Below are 16649 nucleotides of genomic sequence, written 5' to 3' on the forward strand. Positions count from 1 at the left end.
CCCCGCTCCGGTACCCGAAGGCCTCATCCTGCGTCGGCCGCGAGGCGCGCCGTCAGCCGATCGCGCGCGGCGGGCCACTCGTCGTCGAGCATCGAGTAGGTCACGGTGTCGCGCCAGCTGCCGTCGTCGCGCAGCTTGTGCTTGCGCAGCACGCCCTCGCGCTGGGCGCCGAGCCGCGCGATCGCGGCCTGTGACCGGTCGTTGCGGATGTCGGTGTGCCACACGACGCGCACGCAGCCGAGCTCGTCGAACGCCCGCGTGAGCAGCAGCAGCTTGGCCTCGGTGTTGAGCCCGGTCCGCCAGAAGCGCCGGCCGATCCAGGTGTGCCCGATCGCCACGGTGCGGAGCTCGGCGTCGACGTCGTAGTAGGAGGTCGTCCCCGCGACCTCGCCCGTGCGGGCGTCGATCTGCACCCACGGCACCAGCGCCGGGTCGGCCACGGCACGCGCGATGTGGGCGGCCGCGACCTCGGGGGACATGACGTCCCAGCGGCGCAGGTGCTCGAAGACGGCGGGGTCGTCGCCGGCGGCGGCGAGGCCCTCGGCGTGCTCGGGTCCGAGGGGCTCGAGGCGCACGAGGCGCCCGGTGATCGGCACCGGCGTGGTCCAGGGATCGGTCACGGGATCAGCGTGTCAGACGGTCCAGGAAGGCGATCATCAGCGCCTCCCGCACCCGCGGCGGAGCGACGTCGACGAGTGCGTTGACCGGTCCGAGGCGCTCGGGCACCGCGACCTCTCCGCCCTCGCCGGCCAGCCCCGCGAGCGCCAGCAGGCCGTCGAACGCCTCGTCGTCGAGGGTGTCCGGGTCCAGCGTCGCGGCCGCCTCGGCGAGCAGCGGGTCGATGTGGATCGGTCCCTGCTCGGCCGCCTGCGCCACCGACGCGCGCAGTGCGTCGAGGAACTCGGGCACCGACGCGGCCGTGGCCGCCGAGATCGTCAGGTGCAGGTTCGCCGGCTCGTCGCCGAACCGCATCTGCGGCTGCACGAACCAGCCGCGGTCGAGCATGAGGTCGCTGATCGTGAACACGTCGACGGCGTCGTCGGTGCCCACGACGACGAGCGAGGTGTCGGGCCGCTCGACGAGGTGCAGGTGCTCGGTGGCCTCGATGCCGTCGGCCAGCTCGCGGGTGCCGTCGAGCGTGCGGCGGACGAGGTCGCGGTAGCCGTCGGCACCGATCAGCTGCACCACGGCCCACGCGGCGGCGAGCGGTCCGCCGGACTTCGTGGACTGCGTGGTGGAGTTCAGCATCGTGTAGCCGGGCCAGTCGGCGTGCGCGAAGAACTGCGGCCGGCGCAGCGACGCGTCGGCGTGCAGCAGTAGCGACACCCCCTTGGGCGTGTACGCGTACTTGTGGAGGTCGACCGAGAGGCTGGTGACGCCGGGCACCGCGAAGTCCCACGGGGGAGCGTCGGGGGTCCACGGCAGGATCCAGCCGCCGATGCACGCGTCGACGTGCAGGCGCAGCCCGCGCTCGCGGGTGACGGCGGCGAGCTCCTCGACGGGGTCGATGACGCCGTGGGCGTACGAGGGCGTGCTGGCCGCCACCAGCACCACGCGGTCGCCCAGACGGTCGATCGCCTCGGTCATCGCGGCGACGTCGGCGCGGTGTCCGGCTCCCACCGGGACCGCGACGAGCTCGACCCCGAAGTAGTGGGCGGCCTTGGCGAAGGCCGCGTGGATCGTGCTGGGCACGACCATCGCCGGGCGCTCCACGCCGGCGGCATCGCGCGCGGTCTGCACCGCCAGCAGGATCGACTCGGTGCCGCCGGACGTCACCGTGCCGACGACCTCGTCGCCACCGTGCAGGATCGAGCGTGCGAAGCCGACGAGGTCGGCCTCCATCGACAGCAGGCTGGGGAAGGCGGTGGGGTCGAGGCCGTTCGTGGCGGCGTACATCGCGACGGCCTGTCGGGCGACCTCGTCGGCCTCGGCCAGTCCCGAGTCGTAGACGTACGCCAGCGTGCGGCCGCCGTGGGTGGGGAGGTCGCCCTCGCGGCGGGCGGCGAGCTCGGCGAGGACCTGCTCAGGCGACATCGGCACTCCTCAGTCGGTCGTCGAGTCGGTAGCCGCGCAGCAGCACGAGGCTGATCGCGGACAGGAGGGCCGGGAGCACCGAGAAGCCCAGCGCGATCGCGAGGCGGGCGCCGTCGGGCTGGTCGACGGTGACGCCGGACGTCGACGACACGTAGCCACCGGCCGTCAGCACGAGCGCGAAGATGCCGGGCCCGAGGGCGAGGCCGAGCGTCTCGCCCGCGGTCCACACGCCGGTGAACACGCCGATGCGGTTGGCCCCGCTGCGCGAGGCGTCGTCGGCGGCCACGTCGGGCAGCATCGCCATCGGGAAGACCTGGGCCCCGGCGTACCCGATGCCCACGAGCGCGGCGGCGACATAGGTGAGCGCGAGCCAGCCCTCGTGCGCGGCCAGCAGTGCGGCCATCCCGATCGCGAGGAAGACGGTGGCGACGGCGTACCCCGACCGCTTGCCGCGGGTGGTGGCGTAGCGCTCCCACAGCGGCGTGACGAGCAGCGCGGGACCGACGAAGGCGACGAACAGGAACGTGTTGGCGGCCGTGCTGTCGAGCAGGTCGTCGGCCACGTAGGCCACGCCCGCCAGCACCGTGCCGATCGCGGCGGCCTGCACGACGAACGTCAGCAGCACCGCGCGGAAGTCGGGGTTCTGGGCCACGAGCCGCAGCTGGTCGGCGAACGTGCCGCCCGCGGTCTCGGTGGGGTGCTCGGGCGCGCCGCGCGTTCCCCACCACGCGCCCAGCACGCCGAGCGCGATGACGAGGCCGACGTACGCGCCCATCGCCGCGTGCCCCAGCTGGTCGGCCACGATCGGGGCGGTGGCGCCCGAGACCAGGATCGCCAGCGCGAGGACGACGACGCGCCACGTCATGAGGCGCGTCCGCTCGGCGTAGTCGAGCGTCAGCTCGGCCGGCATCGCGACGTAGGGCACCTGGAAGAACGCATAGGCGCTCGCGCAGCCCAGGAACGCCACGGCCACCCACGCGGCGGCCAGGGCCTGCGGCTCGGTGGGACCGGCGAACATCACCGCGAACAGCACGGCCAGGGTGAGCCCGGCCCGCACGAGGAACGGACGGCGCCGCCCGGCGGGATGCGTGGAGCGGTCGCTGATGCGCCCCGCGATCGGGTTGAGGACGACGTCCCACGCCTTCGGCGCGAACACCAGCACGCCGGCCAGCGCCGCGCCGATGCCGATCTCGTCGGTCAGGTAGGGCAGCAGCAGCAGTCCGGGGACGGTGCCGAAGGTCCCGGTGGCGACGCTGCCGAGCGCGTAGCCGCGCCGGACCCGGGCCGGAAGCTCAGTCGTCACCGTCGGCCGGACCGGTGTCACGGGCCTCGGCGAGCTCGGCCAGGAACGTGGTGGCCCAGCGCTCGATGTCGTTCTCCATCACCTGCTTGCGCAGCGCGCGCATCCGCTTGCGCAGGTCGACCGGAGGCGCCTGCATGGCCTCGAGCAGCGCCTGCTTCATGCCGTTGATGTCGTGAGGGTTGACCTGGAACGCCTGTCGGAGCTCGCCGGCGGCACCGGCGAACTCGCTGAGCACGAGCGCGCCGCGGTCGTCCCAGCGCGTGGCGATGTACTCCTTGGCGACGAGGTTCATGCCGTCGCGCAGCGGGGTGACCACCATGACGTCGGCGGCCCGGTACATCGCGGCCATCTCCTCGCGCGGGAACGAGGCGTGCAGGTACTGGATCGGCTGCTGGCCGATGCGGCCCATGTCGCCGTTGATCCGGCCCACGAGGCGGTTGATGTCGTCGCGCAGCAGGCGGTACTGGTGCACGCGCTCGCGCGACGGGGTGGCGACCTGGACGAACACGGCCTCGTCGACGTCGATCACGCCGTCGCGCACGAGCTCGCCGAAGGCGCGCAGCCGCTGGGGCAGGCCCTTGGTGTAGTCGAGGCGGTCGATGCCGATGAGCACGTGCCGCGGGTTGCCGAGGCTGTCGCGGATCTCCTGCGCCCGGGCGATGACCTCGGGGGTGCGCGAGAGCTGCTCGAAGCCGCGCGCGTCGATCGAGATCGGGTAGGCCCGCGCCAGGACCTTGCGGCCGTCGGGCAGGAAGACGGTGTCGCGCACGGTGCGGTGGCCCACGCGCTGACGCACGAGGCGGGCGAAGTTCTGCGCGCCACCGGGCATCTGGAAGCCGACGAGGTCGGCGCCCAGCAGGCCCTCGAGGATCTGGCGGCGCCACGGCAGCTGCTGGAACAGCTCGGTGGGCGGGAACGGAATGTGCAGGAAGAAGCCGATCAGCAGGTCGGGGCGCAGCTCGCGCAGCATCTGCGGGACGAGCTGCAGCTGGTAGTCCTGCACCCACACGACCGCGCCCTGCGCGGCGAGGGAGGCGGCCTTCTCGGCGAAGCGGCGGTTGACCGTGACGTAGGCGTCCCACCACTCGCGGTGGTACTCCGGGGTGACGACGACGTCGTGGTAGAGCGGCCAGAGGGTGCCGTTGGAGAAGCCCTCGTAGTACTCCTCGACCTCCAGCTCGGTCAGTGGCACCGGGACGAGTCGCAGGCCGTCGTGCTCGAACTCGGGGAGGTCCTCGTCGGCGGCACCGTGCCAGCCGATCCACGCCCCGCCCTGGAGCTTCATGACCGGTTCGAGTGCCGTGACCAGACCGCCGGGCGACGTGCGCCACGAGACCTCGCCGTCGTCGCCGATCCGGCGGTCGACGGGCAGGCGGTTGGCGATCACGAGGAAGTCGGTCTTCTCGGGCGCCATGCGGCCAGCCTAGAGGAGAACGGGCCCGCCCGCCGCGGACCTCACGCGGTGGGACGACGGTTTCGGCGAACGGGAATGACAAGCGTGTGATTTCGCCGGTACAGTCGGGCACATGGCAGCGGTGGAGAGTCACGACCAAGCGGTCCGCGACGGCGCATTGTCCGATCGCGACCGCGAGATGCTCGAGCTCGAGCGCCTGTGGTGGAAGTACGCCGGCGCCAAGGAGCAGGCGATCCGCGACAAGTTCGACATGACCGCCACCCGCTACTACCAGATCCTCAACGCGCTGATCGACTCCGAGGACGCGCTCGCGCACGACCCGCTGCTCGTCAAGCGCCTGCGCCGCCTCCGCTCGCAGCGCCAGCGTCAGCGCCAGGCCCGGCGTACCGGCTCCGACCGCTGAGGTGGAGGAGCAGCCGCCCCTCGAACCGCGCGACGACCGGCGTGAGCCCGAGCGTCGTCGCCCGTGGCACGTCGTCGTGCTGCCCGCCGTCTGGCTGATCCTCGGTGCCCTCGGCGGCTGGGCGATCATCGAGGTCGTCCGCGAGGACGAGGCGCCCGCGCAGTCCGCGCAGCGCACCAGTACGGGCCCGACGTCCAAGCCCACGAAGAAGGCCTCCGCGAAGCCGAAGCCGAAGAAGACGACCGAGCCCACCGCCGAGCCCACGACCGAGCCGACCACCGAGCCCACCGCGACCCGGTCGATCGGCGTCTCGGTCTACAACCAGATCGGCATCGGCGGCCTCGCCGCCCGCGTCGCCGGCCAGGCCCGTGCCGCCGGCTGGACCGTCGGCGCCGTGGCCGACTGGCGCGGTGGGGTCCCGCAGGACACCGTCTACTACCCGGCGGGACGCCAGGCCGAGGCCGCGCTGCTCGGCAGCGACCTCGGGATCGTGCGCCTCATGCCCGCCACGGGGAACATGTCCACCAGCAACCTGACGGTCGTGCTGGCCAGCCCCCGCTGACCCCTCGTGCGGCCGCGCCATACTCTTCCCATGACCGATCCGGGGCGCACCCTGCTCGCGCTGGACTTCGACGGCACGCTCGCGCCGATCGTCGAGGACCCCGCGTCGGCGTACATCCACCCCGAGTCCCTCGCGGCGCTGCGGCGTCTCGGGCCGATCCTGGGGACGATCGCGATCATCACCGGACGTCCCGTCGACCAGGTGCGCCGGCTCGGCCGCTTCGAGGAGGGCGACGGCCTGGAGCACCTGGTCGTCTGCGGCCAGTACGGCGCCGAGCGCTGGGACGCCGCCACGGGCGAGCTGACCCGGCCGTCGCGCCCCGAGGCCGTCTCGCAGCTGGCCGCGCGACTGCCGCAGTGGATGCGCGAGCACGACGCGTCGCGCATCCGGGTCGAGGACAAGGGCCTGGCGATCGCGCTGCACACGCGCGGCGTCGCGCCGGGCCTGCTCGACGAGCTGGCCCCGCAGATCGAGGCGCTCGCCACCGAGGTCGGCCTGCACCTCGAGCCCGGCCGCCAGGTGATCGAGCTGCGCGCCTCGGGCACCGACAAGGGCCAGACCCTGCGCGGCATCATCGGCCGCGTCTCGCCCGGTGCGGTCATCTACGCCGGCGACGACCTCGGCGACCTGCCGGCGTTCCGCGAGGCCATCGCCCTGCGCGAGCAGGGGATGGACGTCACCCTCGTGTGCTCGGCTTCGGAGGAGCAGGACGCGCTCGTCGCGCTCGCCGACGTGGTGCTCGACGGGCCCGACGACGTCGCGGCCTGGCTCGGCGACCTCGCCGACCGGTTCGCCCCGGTCTGACGCTCACCCCTCCCGCTCGTCTCGGCATCCGGACGAAGTGGACGTATCGTGAGACGCGCCCCTAGGCTGGCATCACTCATCCCGAGGGGCAGAGGGACACGGCCCGACGAAGCCCCAGCAACCAGCCGACCACCGGCCAGGTGCTAATTCCGTCCGCGGTCGAACGCCGGCCCGGAGAGATGAATGGAGTCGTCGTGAGCGTCACGATCCCTGACCGCACCACCCTTCGCGAGGGCGCCTTCGGCCCCGCCACCGCCCTGAAGTGCCGCGAGTGCGGCGCCACGCGCGAGCTCGGCCCCCACTACGCCTGCTACGAGTGCTTCGGCCCGCTCGAGATCGCCTACGACTTCGGCACGGTCACCCGCGAGCAGATCGAGGCCGGCCCCACGAACATCTGGCGCTACAAGGCGCTGCTGCCCGTCCCCGCCGACATCGAGGACAGCCCCAACCTCGAGCCGGGCTTCACTCGCCTGCTCGACGCGCGCAACCTCGCGGCCGAGCTGGGCCTGTCGAAGCTGTGGGTCAAGGACGACAGCACGAACCCCACCAACTCCTTCAAGGACCGCGTCGTCGCCTGCGCGCTCAGCGCCGCGCGCGAGTTCGGCAGCAAGGTCTTCGCCTGTCCGTCGACCGGCAACCTCGCCAACGCGGTCGCGGCCGCGGGCGCCCGCGCCGGCATCCGCACGGTCGTGTTCATCCCGAGCAACCTCGAGACGCCCAAGCAGGTGAACTCGGCGATCTTCACCGACAACCTGGTCGCCGTCGACGGGAACTACGACGACGTCAACAAGCTGGCCAGCGAGATCGCCGGCGAGGACGAGGGCTGGGCGTTCGTCAACGTCAACGTGCGGCCGTTCTACGCCGAGGGCTCCAAGACGCTCGGCTACGAGATCGCCGAGCAGCTCGGCTGGCGCCTGCCCGACCAGATCGTCATCCCCGTCGCCTCGGGCTCCCAGCTGACGAAGGTGCACAAGGCCTTCCAGGAGCTCATCGCGCTGGGCCTGGTCGAGGACAAGCCGTACCGCGTCTTCGGCGCGCAGGCGCAGGGCTGCAACCCCGTCGCCACCGCGTTCAAGGACGGCGTCGACGCGATCCGGCCCGTGCGGCCCGACACGATCGCCAAGTCGCTCGCGATCGGCAACCCCGCCGACGGCATCTACGTGCTCGACATCGCGCGCGGCACCGGCGGCGGCGTCGAGGAGGTCGACGACGACCAGATCCGCGACGCGATCGTCCTGCTCGCGCGCACCGAGGGCATCTTCACCGAGACCGCCGGCGGCACCACCGTGGCCGTGCTGAGGAAGCTCGTCGAGACGGGCCAGCTGGACCCCGAGCTCGAGACCGTCGTGATCAACACCGGTCACGGCCTCAAGACGCTCGACGCGGTCGCCGGTTCCGTCGGCCCGCGCGCCACGATCGCCCCCACCTACGACGCCTTCGCCGCGGCCGGCATCGCCTGAGCCGTCCGACCGAAACCACCCGAGGAGCCCCCATGGCCGTGTCCGTCCGCATCCCCACGATCCTGCGCAGCTACACGAACGACGAGTCGCAGGTCAGCGCCGAGGGCGACCGCCTCAGCGCCGTGCTCGACTCGCTCGAGACCGCCTACCCCGGCATCCGGGCCCGCATCGTCGACGAGGACGGCAAGCTGCGCCGCTTCGTCAACGTGTACGTGGCCGAGGAGGACGTGCGCTTCGCCGACGGCCTCGACACCAAGACCCCCGACGGCACCCAGATCTCGGTGATCCCCGCGGTCGCCGGCGGCTGCTGAGCAGGCTTTCGGCCAGTCCGCCGTAGGCGATTCACGCGCCTGCCGATACGCTGGTCCCGGGTCCGGCAGCGGGCCTTCCCCCGCAGAACAGGTGGTCTCATGGTGCATGGCACCGTCAAGTGGTTCAACTCCGACAAGGGGTACGGCTTCATCGCCGTCGACGGCCAGGACGACGTCTTCGTCCACTGGTCGAAGATCGCGATCAACGGGTTCAAGACCCTCGAGGACGGCCAGAACGTCGAGCTCGAGGTGGTCGACGGCCCCAAGGGGCGCGAGGCCGAGAACGTCCAGCCGCTGCACTAGGCATCGGGGCCGGGGCCTCGGCCGACCTCGGGTGCGGGGTCGCTTGAACGGGCGGGATTAGCACTCGTATAGTGAGAGTGCTAGTTCCACTTCTACTTATGTCGGAGACACGCACCCATGGCCAAGTCCATCGCATTCAACGAAGAAGCCCGGCGCGGGCTCGAGCGGGGCATGAACCAGCTCGCCGACGCCGTCAAGGTCACCCTCGGCCCGAAGGGCCGCAACGTCGTCCTGGAGAAGAAGTGGGGAGCCCCCACGATCACGAACGACGGCGTCTCCATCGCCAAGGAGATCGAGCTCGAGGATCCCTACGAGAAGATCGGCGCCGAGCTCGTCAAGGAAGTCGCCAAGAAGACCGATGACGTCGCCGGCGACGGCACCACGACGGCCACCGTCCTGGCCCAGGCGCTCGTGCGCGAGGGTCTGCGCAACGTGGCGGCCGGCGCCAACCCGATGGGCCTGAAGAAGGGCATCGAGATCGCCGTCGAGGCCATCAGCGAGCAGCTGCTCGCCATGGCGAAGGACGTCGAGACCAAGGAGCAGATCGCCTCCACCGCCTCCATCTCGGCCGCGGACACCACGGTCGGCGAGATCATCGCCGAGGCCATGGACAAGGTCGGCAAGGAGGGCGTCATCACGGTCGAGGAGTCCAACACCTTCGGCCTGGACCTCGAGCTCACCGAGGGCATGCGCTTCGACAAGGGCCACCTGTCGGGCTACTTCGTCACCGATCCCGAGCGCATGGAGACCGTGCTCGAGGATCCGTACATCCTCATCGTCAACAGCAAGATCAGCACCGTGAAGGACATGGTCCCGGTGCTGGAGAAGGTCATGCAGACCGGCAAGCCGCTGGCGATCATCGCCGAGGACGTCGAGGGCGAGGCCCTGGCCACCCTCATCGTCAACAAGCTGAAGGGCACCTTCAAGTCGGTCGCCATCAAGGCCCCCGGCTTCGGTGACCGTCGCAAGGCGATGCTGACCGACATCGCGATCCTCACCGGTGGCGAGGTCATCAGCGAGGAGGTCGGCCTCAAGCTCGAGAACGCCGATCTGACGCTGCTCGGCACCGCCCGCAAGGTCGTCACGTCCAAGGACGAGACCACCATCGTCGAGGGCGGCGGCGACGAGGCCCAGATCCAGGGCCGTGTCGCCCAGATCAAGGCCGAGATCGAGAACAGCGACTCGGACTACGACCGCGAGAAGCTCCAGGAGCGCCTCGCCAAGCTGGCCGGCGGCGTGGCCGTCATCAAGGTCGGCGCGGCCACCGAGGTCGAGCTCAAGGAGCGCAAGCACCGCATCGAGGACGCCGTCCGCAACGCGAAGGCGGCCGTCGAGGAGGGCATCGTCCCCGGCGGCGGTGTCGCGCTCGTCCAGGCCAGCAAGGCCGCGTTCGAGAAGCTCGAGCTCGAGGGCGACGAGGCCACCGGCGCGAACATCGTGCGCGTCGCCACCTCGGCCCCGCTGAAGCAGATCGCCGTCAACGCCGGCCTCGAGGGTGGCGTCGTCGCGGAGAAGGTCGCCAACCTGGAGCAGGGTCAGGGCCTCAACGCGGCCACCGGCGAGTACGTCGACATGATCGCGACCGGCATCATCGACCCGGCCAAGGTCACGCGCTCCGCGCTGGCGAACGCCGCGTCGATCGCCGCGCTGTTCCTCACCACCGAGGCCGTCGTGGCCGACAAGCCGGAGCCCGCGGCCCCGGCCGGTGCGCCCGACATGGGCGACATGGGTGGCATGGGCGGCATGGGCTTCTGAGCCACGCCTGATCACAGGACCCCGGTACCGCGCGGTGCCGGGGTCCTGTGCGTCCGGGGGATGGGAGGATGACCGGCGTGACCACGTGGCCCGACCTGTCCCGCACCGACGACGCGCTGACCCCCGAGCACCGGGACCGGCTCGTCGCGGCGGGCGTCGACCCCGAGCGGCTCGACGCCGTCGCCTGGCGCCGGATGGACGGTCCGCTGCCGTCGTGGTGGAACGACCTCGGCAACGCGCTGTACGCCGCTCCCGGGGCCCGGCTGCCCGACCACGTCCTGGCCGGCCTGACGACCTTCTACTACTCCGGCGCGCTCCTCGTGGTGGGGGCGCCGATGGACCACCTGACCTCGCTGCTGGTCGGCGGCGACGACGCCACGGTGTTCCTCGACGAGCGCGTCGTGCTGACCGCCGGCGAGCTGTACTGCGGGCCCGGCTCCTCGATCGCGCTGCACGGACCCCTCGTGGCCACCCGGTCGCCGGTCGTGGACGCGCGCAACGGGGGCCGCGTCGTGGCCGCCGGCGACCAGCTGTGGGCCGCGGGCGTCTACATCGCCACCGACGACATGCACCGCCTCGAGGACGCGGCCACGGGCGAGCGGCTCAACCCGTTCGGTGCCACGATCCGCATCGGTCACCACGTGTGGCTGTGCCGTGAGGCCGTGGTGTCCGGACACGTCGAGATCGGCGCGCACGTGTGCGTCGGCATGCGGTCCGTCGTGCGCGGTCAGAAGGTGCCTCCGAACGTGGTCGTGATGGGGTCTCCGGGGCGTGTGGTGCGTGAGGGGACCACGTGGTCATTCGACGACACGCCGTGAGGCGCGATTCCGGGACTCATTGCACGAAACTTCCAGTTACCCCAGGTGCCCGTGCCCGATTCGTCGACGTGCGACCGCACGGGAACCCGTAAACCGCAGGACGAGATGGTGTGACATGGACGACATCCGCGAATTTCTGAAATGACCAGACAGCCGTTCGACGATGGCCTACTTTCGAGGGGAAAGCAGGGGCGTCGTGCCAGTCGATGGCCGCCGGCGGGGGAAGCCGGCGAGGGAGAGCATCGAGTGGCCTGGAGCCGGGCCGGGGGGCTTGTCCACGGACATGTATCGGTACCACTCCACGTCGCTCTTGGCTGAGTACGCAGACACACAGACATCACGTGGGTCAGCGGTGAGGCGGAGGGGTCCGCAGCTCGACACCGATGGCTTGCATTGGGGAGTGGCAATGACTTCAGCGATCGACGGACGAGATGAGACCGTCCTTCCGCTGCGTCTGGTGGAGCCCATCACCAGCGACCCCGGACTCGGATCTCCTTCCGTGCACCGGGAACTCACGGCGATCCCCACGGGGCGATCGTCTCTGGAGAACCTGATCCGTCAGGGCCTCTTCGGGCACCTGCTCGTGCTGACGGGCACCGTCATCGCCGGCGTGGCCGTCGGGATGGCCCCCGGAGCGCTCGCGGTCCTGGCCGCCGGCGTCGTCGGCTGGCTGGGTCTGAGCCTGGCCGCGCTGCCGGCCTACGAGCGTGCGGGCTCGCTGCGCCCCGCCAAGCGGCTGATCGCCGTCCTGGCCCTCGGTGCGCTGGCGACCCTCGTGGTGTCCGACGTCGTGTCCGCCGAGCTGCGCTCGGCCGTCGTGGTCCTGAGCGTCACCGCGGTCCTGATCGTGGGCTCCGCCCTGGCCCACCGCGCCGCGATGCGCCGGGTGCCCACCCTGCTGGTGGGTCCGGCCGACGCGGTCAACCGGCTGGCCGCCCGCTGGGAGGACCGCCACGACCTCGTGGTGGTCGGGCGCTGCACGTGGGACTCCACGCAGCCGCTCGGCAGCGCCACCGTGAACTCGGTGGTCCGCGACGTCCCGAAGCTGCTGCGCACGGTCCACGGGGCCCGCGTCGTCATCACGGCCGACCAGGCCCTCGGCGACCCGTCGCTGCGCCACCTCGCGTGGGGCCTGCAGCGGGCCGAGATCGAGTGCCTCGTGCTGACCGACATGAACGACTACGTCGAGTTCGTGCGACCCACGCGTGTCGGCGACCAGCTCGCGCTGGCCCTCGACCCGCCGAACAGCCACCTCGTCGGCCAGGCCGTCAAGGCGTTCTTCGACCGCAGCTTCGCGCTGCTGGCGATCCTGTTCGGCGCCCCGCTGATGGGCCTGCTCGCGCTGGCGATCCGCATCGACTCGCGCGGCCCGGTGATCTACAGGCAGGAGCGCACGGGCAAGGACGGCGTCCCGTTCGTCATCTACAAGTTCCGCACGATGGTCGTCGACGCCGACCAGCGCGTCGAGGAGCTGCGCGAGATGAACGAGGGCGCGGGCCCGCTGTTCAAGATGACGCAGGACCCGCGGGTCACGCGCGTCGGGCGGCTGCTGCGACAGACCTCGCTCGACGAGCTGCCCCAGCTGTTCAACGTGCTGCTCGGCGACATGGCGCTCGTCGGACCGCGGCCGGCCATCGAGAGCGAGACCTCGCAGTACAGCCAGTGGGTCTGGCGCCGGCTGCACGTCAAGCCCGGCATGACCGGCCTGTGGCAGGTCAGCGGCCGCTCGAACCTCTCGTGGGACGAGTCGATCCGCCTCGACCTGATGTACGTGAACAACTGGAACCTGCGCATGGACCTGTCGATCCTGTTCAAGACCGTCGGCGTGGTCCTGGGGCGCAAGGGCGCCTGGTAGGCCCCACCGGTCCACGACGAACGGCCGCCGCTCCTTGGGGGAGCGACGGCCGTTCGTCGTCGGTGGGCGCGGCGCGGATCAGTGCTCGGTGATCGTGCCGGCGCCCACGGTGCGGTTCGTGGCCTCGTCGATGAGGATGAACGAGCCCGACTGGCGGTTGCGCTGGTAGGGATCGACCATGAGCGGCTGGGTCGTGCGCAGCACCACGCGACCGATCGCGTTGAGGCCCAGGCTGCCCGGTGCCTGGTTCCGGTGCAGCGTGTTCACGTCGAGCTCGTACTTGATCTCCTTGACCAGGGCGCGCGCCGAGCGGGTGGTGTGCTTGATGGCGTACTTGCCACCCACGGTCATCGCGCTGGCGTCCATCCAGCAGACCATCGCGTCGAGGTCCTGCGTGACGACGGGCTGGTTGTTCGGCCGCACGATCATGTCGCCGCGCGACACGTCGACCTCGTCCTCGAGGCGCACCGTGACCGACATCGGCGCGAACGCCTCGGCCAGCTCGCCCTTCGCGGTGTCGATCGCCTTGATCCGGCTGGGCAGGCCGCTGGGCAGGACGAGCACCTCGTCACCGGGACGCATGACGCCGCTGACGACCTGGCCGGCGAAGGCGCGGTAGTCGCCCTGGCCGTTCTGCGGACGGATCACGTACTGCACCGGGAAGCGGACGTCGACGAGGTTGCGATCGCTCGCGATGTAGACGTTCTCCAGGTGGTGCATGAGCGACGGGCCCTCGAACCAGCCCATGTTCGCCGAGCGCGACACGACGTTGTCGCCGGTGAGCGCCGACAGCGGGATCGTGGTGACGTCGGTGAACTCCAGCCGCGCGGCGAAGTCGACGAACTCGTCGCTGATCTGGCGGTAGACGTCCTCGGACCAGTCGACCAGGTCCATCTTGTTGATGGCCAGCACCACGTGCGGGACCCGCAGCAGCGACACGAGCGTGGCGTGGCGGCGGCTCTGCTCCTGCAGGCCCTTGCGAGCGTCCACGAGGATGATCGCCAGATCGGCCGTGGAGGCGCCCGTGACCATGTTGCGCGTGTACTGGATGTGCCCGGGGGTGTCGGCGATGATGAACTTGCGCTTCGGCGTCGAGAAGTAGCGGTACGCGACGTCGATCGTGATGCCCTGCTCGCGCTCGGCGCGCAGGCCGTCGGTCAGCAGGGCCAGGTCGGTGTACTCGTCGCCGCGCTGGGCGCTGGTGGCCTCGACGGCCTCGAGCTGGTCGGTGAAGATCGACTTCGAGTCGAACAGCAGCCGGCCGATCAGGGTGCTCTTGCCGTCGTCGACCGAGCCGGCCGTGGCGAATCGCAGGATGTCCATCAGAAGTAGCCCTCCTTCTTGCGGTCCTCCATCGCGGCCTCGCTGACCTTGTCGTCGCCGCGGGTGGCGCCGCGCTCGGTGATGCGGGTGGCCGCGACCTCGGCCACGACCTCCTCGGGCGTGGCGGCGGTGGAGGGGACGGCCGCGGTCAGGGTGGCGTCGCCGACCGTGCGGTAGCGGACCGACTCGACGAACACCTCCTCGTCCTCGCGCGGCGCGCAGTGCTGGTTGATCGTGAAGTACATGCCGCCGCGCAGGAAGACCTCGCGCTTCTGGGCGTAGTAGATGTCGGGCAGCTCGATGCCCTCGCGGGCGATGTACTGCCAGATGTCGAGCTCGGTCCAGTTCGACAGTGGGAAGCAGCGGATGCTCTCGCCCGGGTGGATGCGGCCGTTGTAGAGCGACCACAGCTCGGGGCGCTGGTTCTTGGGGTCCCACTGGCCGAAGTCGTCGCGGAAGGAGAAGACGCGCTCCTTGGCGCGGGCCTTCTCCTCGTCGCGGCGGGCGCCGCCGAACAGGGCGGTGAGGCCGTGCTGCTCGGCGGTGCGGATCAGGACGGGGGTCTGGATGCGGTTGCGTGAGCCGTTCGGCTCCTCGCGGACGAAGCCCTCGTCGATCGCGTCCTGGACCGAGCCCACGATGAGGCGCACGCCCAGCTCGTCGACGACGCGGTCGCGGAACGCGAGGACCTCGTCGAAGTTGTGGCCGGTGTCGATGTGCACGACCGGGAAGGGGATGGGCCCGGGCGCGAAGGCTCGGACGGCGAGGTTCAGCATCACGACCGAGTCCTTGCCGCCGGAGAACAGCAGCGCCGGGCGCTCGTTCTCGGCGACGAGCTCGCGGATGATGTAGATCGCCTCGGCCTCGAGATGGTCGAGCTGGCTCATGCCGTAGCGACGCGACTCACGCGTGTCGGTCATCGACGGGTTCCTCCCCATGGGGTCGAGCGGTGCCGTGGGTGCGATCGGTGGGCGCTCGGACGCGGCCGACCGCGGGCATCGGCTGTGCCACAATCGTCGCCCATGGACCCGTGGCTCCCCGGACGCGCCCACAACGTGGACACCCTGTCCGCGGACTGGTCCGCCGGGACGTGCCGATGAGCGCGACGGCGGTGCTCCGGGGCGCGCAGCTGGACGGGCTGGAGCTGATCCTCGGTGGCTTCCTCGACCCGGTGGACGGGTACTGCCTGCCCGGGCGGACGCCCGCCGACTGGCCCGTCGCGCCGCAGCTCGCGGTGTCCGCCGAGGCCGCCCGCGACGCGGTCGACCAGGGCTCGCTGACCCTCACCGACCCCGACAACACGCCGCTCGCCGTGCTCGTGCTGTCGGACACGCGTGCCGGGCAGGACGGCCTGACGTGGGTCGCCGGCCGGGTCCGCGCCGTGCGCGCGGCCGAGCACCCGCCGGCCCGGCGGGCGCGGCTCGTGGTCCCGGTCGACCTGCGCGACCACGTCGTCGCGCTGTTCGGCGGCCGGGTCAGCGCCGCCGACGTGATGCGGGCGGCGAGCGCCGCGGACGGCCGGCCGCTCGCTCTCGTCGGGGTGGCGCAGGACGGCTGGGCCGGCGACATGACGCTCATGGAGGAGCTGCGGCGGTGCGCGGAGCAGGTCCCGCACGCGCAGGCCTGGTACCTCCCCGCCCCCGCGGTGAACGACGCGACGACGCCCGAGGAGGTGCTCGGGATCGCGCTGCGGTCGCTCGGCGTGAGCGACCCGCTCGACTTCCGCCGCCCGGACGTGCGCGACGCCCGCGGGGCGGTGCTGCTGCTCACCGGGCTCTCCGGCGCGGGCAAGTCCACCGTCGGCCGCGCCGTGGTCGAGGCGGTGACGGCGCGCGGCCTCACGCACGCCGTCCTGCTCGACGGCGACGACGTGCGCCGCGAGCTCTCCGACGGTCTCGGCTGGAGTCGCGAGGACCGGGCCCGGAACCTCACCCGCATCGCCTGGGTGGCGGCGCGGGTCGCCGAGGGCGGGGGGCTGGCCGTCTGCGCCCCGATCGCCCCGTTCGCCGCGGTCCGCGACGCGATGCGCGAGCGGGTGGAGCCGCGCTCGCCGTTCCTCGTGGTCCACGTGGCCACGCCGCTGGCGGTGGCCGAGGCCCGTGACCGCAAGGGTCTCTACGCCAAGGCGCGGGCGGGCCTGATCCGCGACTTCACGGGGATCGACTCGCCCTACGAGCGACCCGAGGACGCCGACCTGACGATCGACACGTCCCTCATGGGAGTCGGCGAGTGCGTCGAGGCGGTCGTGGGGCTGCTGCGCGAGCGGGGTGTCGTCGCGGGGTCCTGAGGGCCGCGGTCCCGGGC

The 16649-nt window shown here is 71.5% G+C and carries 16 protein-coding genes and 1 riboswitch; of the genes, 10 read left to right on the forward strand and 6 right to left on the reverse strand.

All coding sequences use genetic code 11. The features are described from left to right. Window positions 1-23: 23 nt before the first annotated feature. Genes O3S82_RS02265 through O3S82_RS02280 form a run of 4 tightly spaced genes read right to left on the reverse strand, consistent with a single transcriptional unit; the run spans window position 24 to window position 4751 of the window. Entirely contained in the window at window positions 24-620 is a 597-nt protein-coding gene (locus tag O3S82_RS02265) for a GNAT family N-acetyltransferase (protein WP_269305210.1), read from the reverse strand. A 4-nt stretch (window positions 621-624) separates the two neighbouring features. Then, entirely contained in the window at window positions 625-2034 is a 1410-nt protein-coding gene (locus O3S82_RS02270) for a pyridoxal phosphate-dependent decarboxylase family protein (protein WP_269305212.1), read from the reverse strand. Next, window positions 2024-3337, reverse strand: coding sequence for an MFS transporter (locus O3S82_RS02275; RefSeq protein ID WP_269305215.1), 1314 nt, complete (start codon window positions 3335-3337; stop codon window positions 2024-2026). Before O3S82_RS02275 ends, O3S82_RS02270 begins: the two co-directional genes overlap by 11 nt. Continuing rightward, window positions 3327-4751 (reverse strand): alpha,alpha-trehalose-phosphate synthase (UDP-forming), encoded by a 1425-nt coding sequence (locus O3S82_RS02280; protein WP_179426514.1) that lies wholly within the window; start codon window positions 4749-4751, stop codon window positions 3327-3329. The genes O3S82_RS02275 and O3S82_RS02280 overlap by 11 nt, the downstream gene beginning before the upstream one ends. Window positions 4752-4863: 112 nt before the next feature. Between O3S82_RS02280 and O3S82_RS02285 the strand changes: the two genes are divergently transcribed. The 9 genes from O3S82_RS02285 (at window position 4864) to O3S82_RS02325 (ending at window position 13022) form a co-directional block, all read left to right on the forward strand. Beyond that, window positions 4864-5154, forward strand: a complete 291-nt coding sequence (locus O3S82_RS02285) for a DUF3263 domain-containing protein (protein ID WP_179426512.1) — start codon at window positions 4864-4866, stop codon at window positions 5152-5154. A gap of 1 nt (window position 5155) precedes the next feature. Next, complete coding sequence (locus O3S82_RS02290) at window positions 5156-5716, forward strand: LytR C-terminal domain-containing protein (protein WP_269305218.1); 561 nt, start codon at window positions 5156-5158, stop codon at window positions 5714-5716. Window positions 5717-5746: 30 nt separating this feature from the next. Next, window positions 5747-6520, forward strand: coding sequence for a trehalose-phosphatase (otsB, locus tag O3S82_RS02295; RefSeq protein ID WP_179426508.1), 774 nt, complete (start codon window positions 5747-5749; stop codon window positions 6518-6520). 73 nt (window positions 6521-6593) lie between these two features. After that, window positions 6594-6706, forward strand: a riboswitch (SAM riboswitch). Between the two features lie 8 nt (window positions 6707-6714). Then, the gene (gene thrC / locus O3S82_RS02300) at window positions 6715-7980 is read left to right on the forward strand and encodes a threonine synthase (RefSeq protein WP_269305220.1); all 1266 of its coding nucleotides are present in this window, start codon (window positions 6715-6717) and stop codon (window positions 7978-7980) included. A 32-nt stretch (window positions 7981-8012) separates the two neighbouring features. After that, window positions 8013-8291, forward strand: coding sequence for a MoaD/ThiS family protein (locus O3S82_RS02305; protein ID WP_179426497.1), 279 nt, complete (start codon window positions 8013-8015; stop codon window positions 8289-8291). Window positions 8292-8390: 99 nt separating this feature from the next. Then, window positions 8391-8594, forward strand: coding sequence for a cold-shock protein (locus O3S82_RS02310; protein WP_179426495.1), 204 nt, complete (start codon window positions 8391-8393; stop codon window positions 8592-8594). A gap of 117 nt (window positions 8595-8711) precedes the next feature. Beyond that, window positions 8712-10349, forward strand: a complete 1638-nt coding sequence (groL, locus tag O3S82_RS02315) for a chaperonin GroEL (protein WP_179426493.1) — start codon at window positions 8712-8714, stop codon at window positions 10347-10349. A gap of 68 nt (window positions 10350-10417) precedes the next feature. Next, window positions 10418-11167, forward strand: a complete 750-nt coding sequence (locus tag O3S82_RS02320) for an acyltransferase (protein WP_269305223.1) — start codon at window positions 10418-10420, stop codon at window positions 11165-11167. Window positions 11168-11573: 406 nt separating this feature from the next. Beyond that, window positions 11574-13022: a sugar transferase gene (locus O3S82_RS02325; RefSeq protein ID WP_179426489.1), complete on the forward strand. Its 1449-nt coding sequence runs from the start codon at window positions 11574-11576 to the stop codon at window positions 13020-13022. A gap of 78 nt (window positions 13023-13100) precedes the next feature. Here O3S82_RS02325 and O3S82_RS02330 read toward each other — a convergent pair whose 3' ends face one another. Both O3S82_RS02330 and cysD read right to left on the reverse strand, forming a co-directional pair. Then, window positions 13101-14345 carry a sulfate adenylyltransferase subunit 1 gene (locus tag O3S82_RS02330; RefSeq protein ID WP_179426487.1) on the reverse strand — a complete coding sequence of 415 codons (1245 nt, stop codon included), beginning with the start codon at window positions 14343-14345 and terminating at the stop codon, window positions 13101-13103. Continuing rightward, entirely contained in the window at window positions 14345-15265 is a 921-nt protein-coding gene (gene cysD / locus O3S82_RS02335; RefSeq protein ID WP_179426485.1) for a sulfate adenylyltransferase subunit CysD, read from the reverse strand. Before cysD ends, O3S82_RS02330 begins: the two co-directional genes overlap by 1 nt. A gap of 176 nt (window positions 15266-15441) precedes the next feature. On the opposite strand from cysD, the gene cysC reads away from it, so the two are divergent. Next, on the forward strand, window positions 15442-16632 hold the full coding sequence (cysC, locus tag O3S82_RS02340; RefSeq protein WP_269305227.1) for an adenylyl-sulfate kinase: 1191 nt from the start codon (window positions 15442-15444) through the stop codon (window positions 16630-16632). Window positions 16633-16649 lie beyond the last annotated feature (17 nt).

Origin of the sequence: Aeromicrobium sp. HA (assembly GCF_027171405.1) — a bacterium.
GTDB lineage: Bacteria > Actinomycetota > Actinomycetes > Propionibacteriales > Nocardioidaceae > Aeromicrobium > Aeromicrobium tamlense.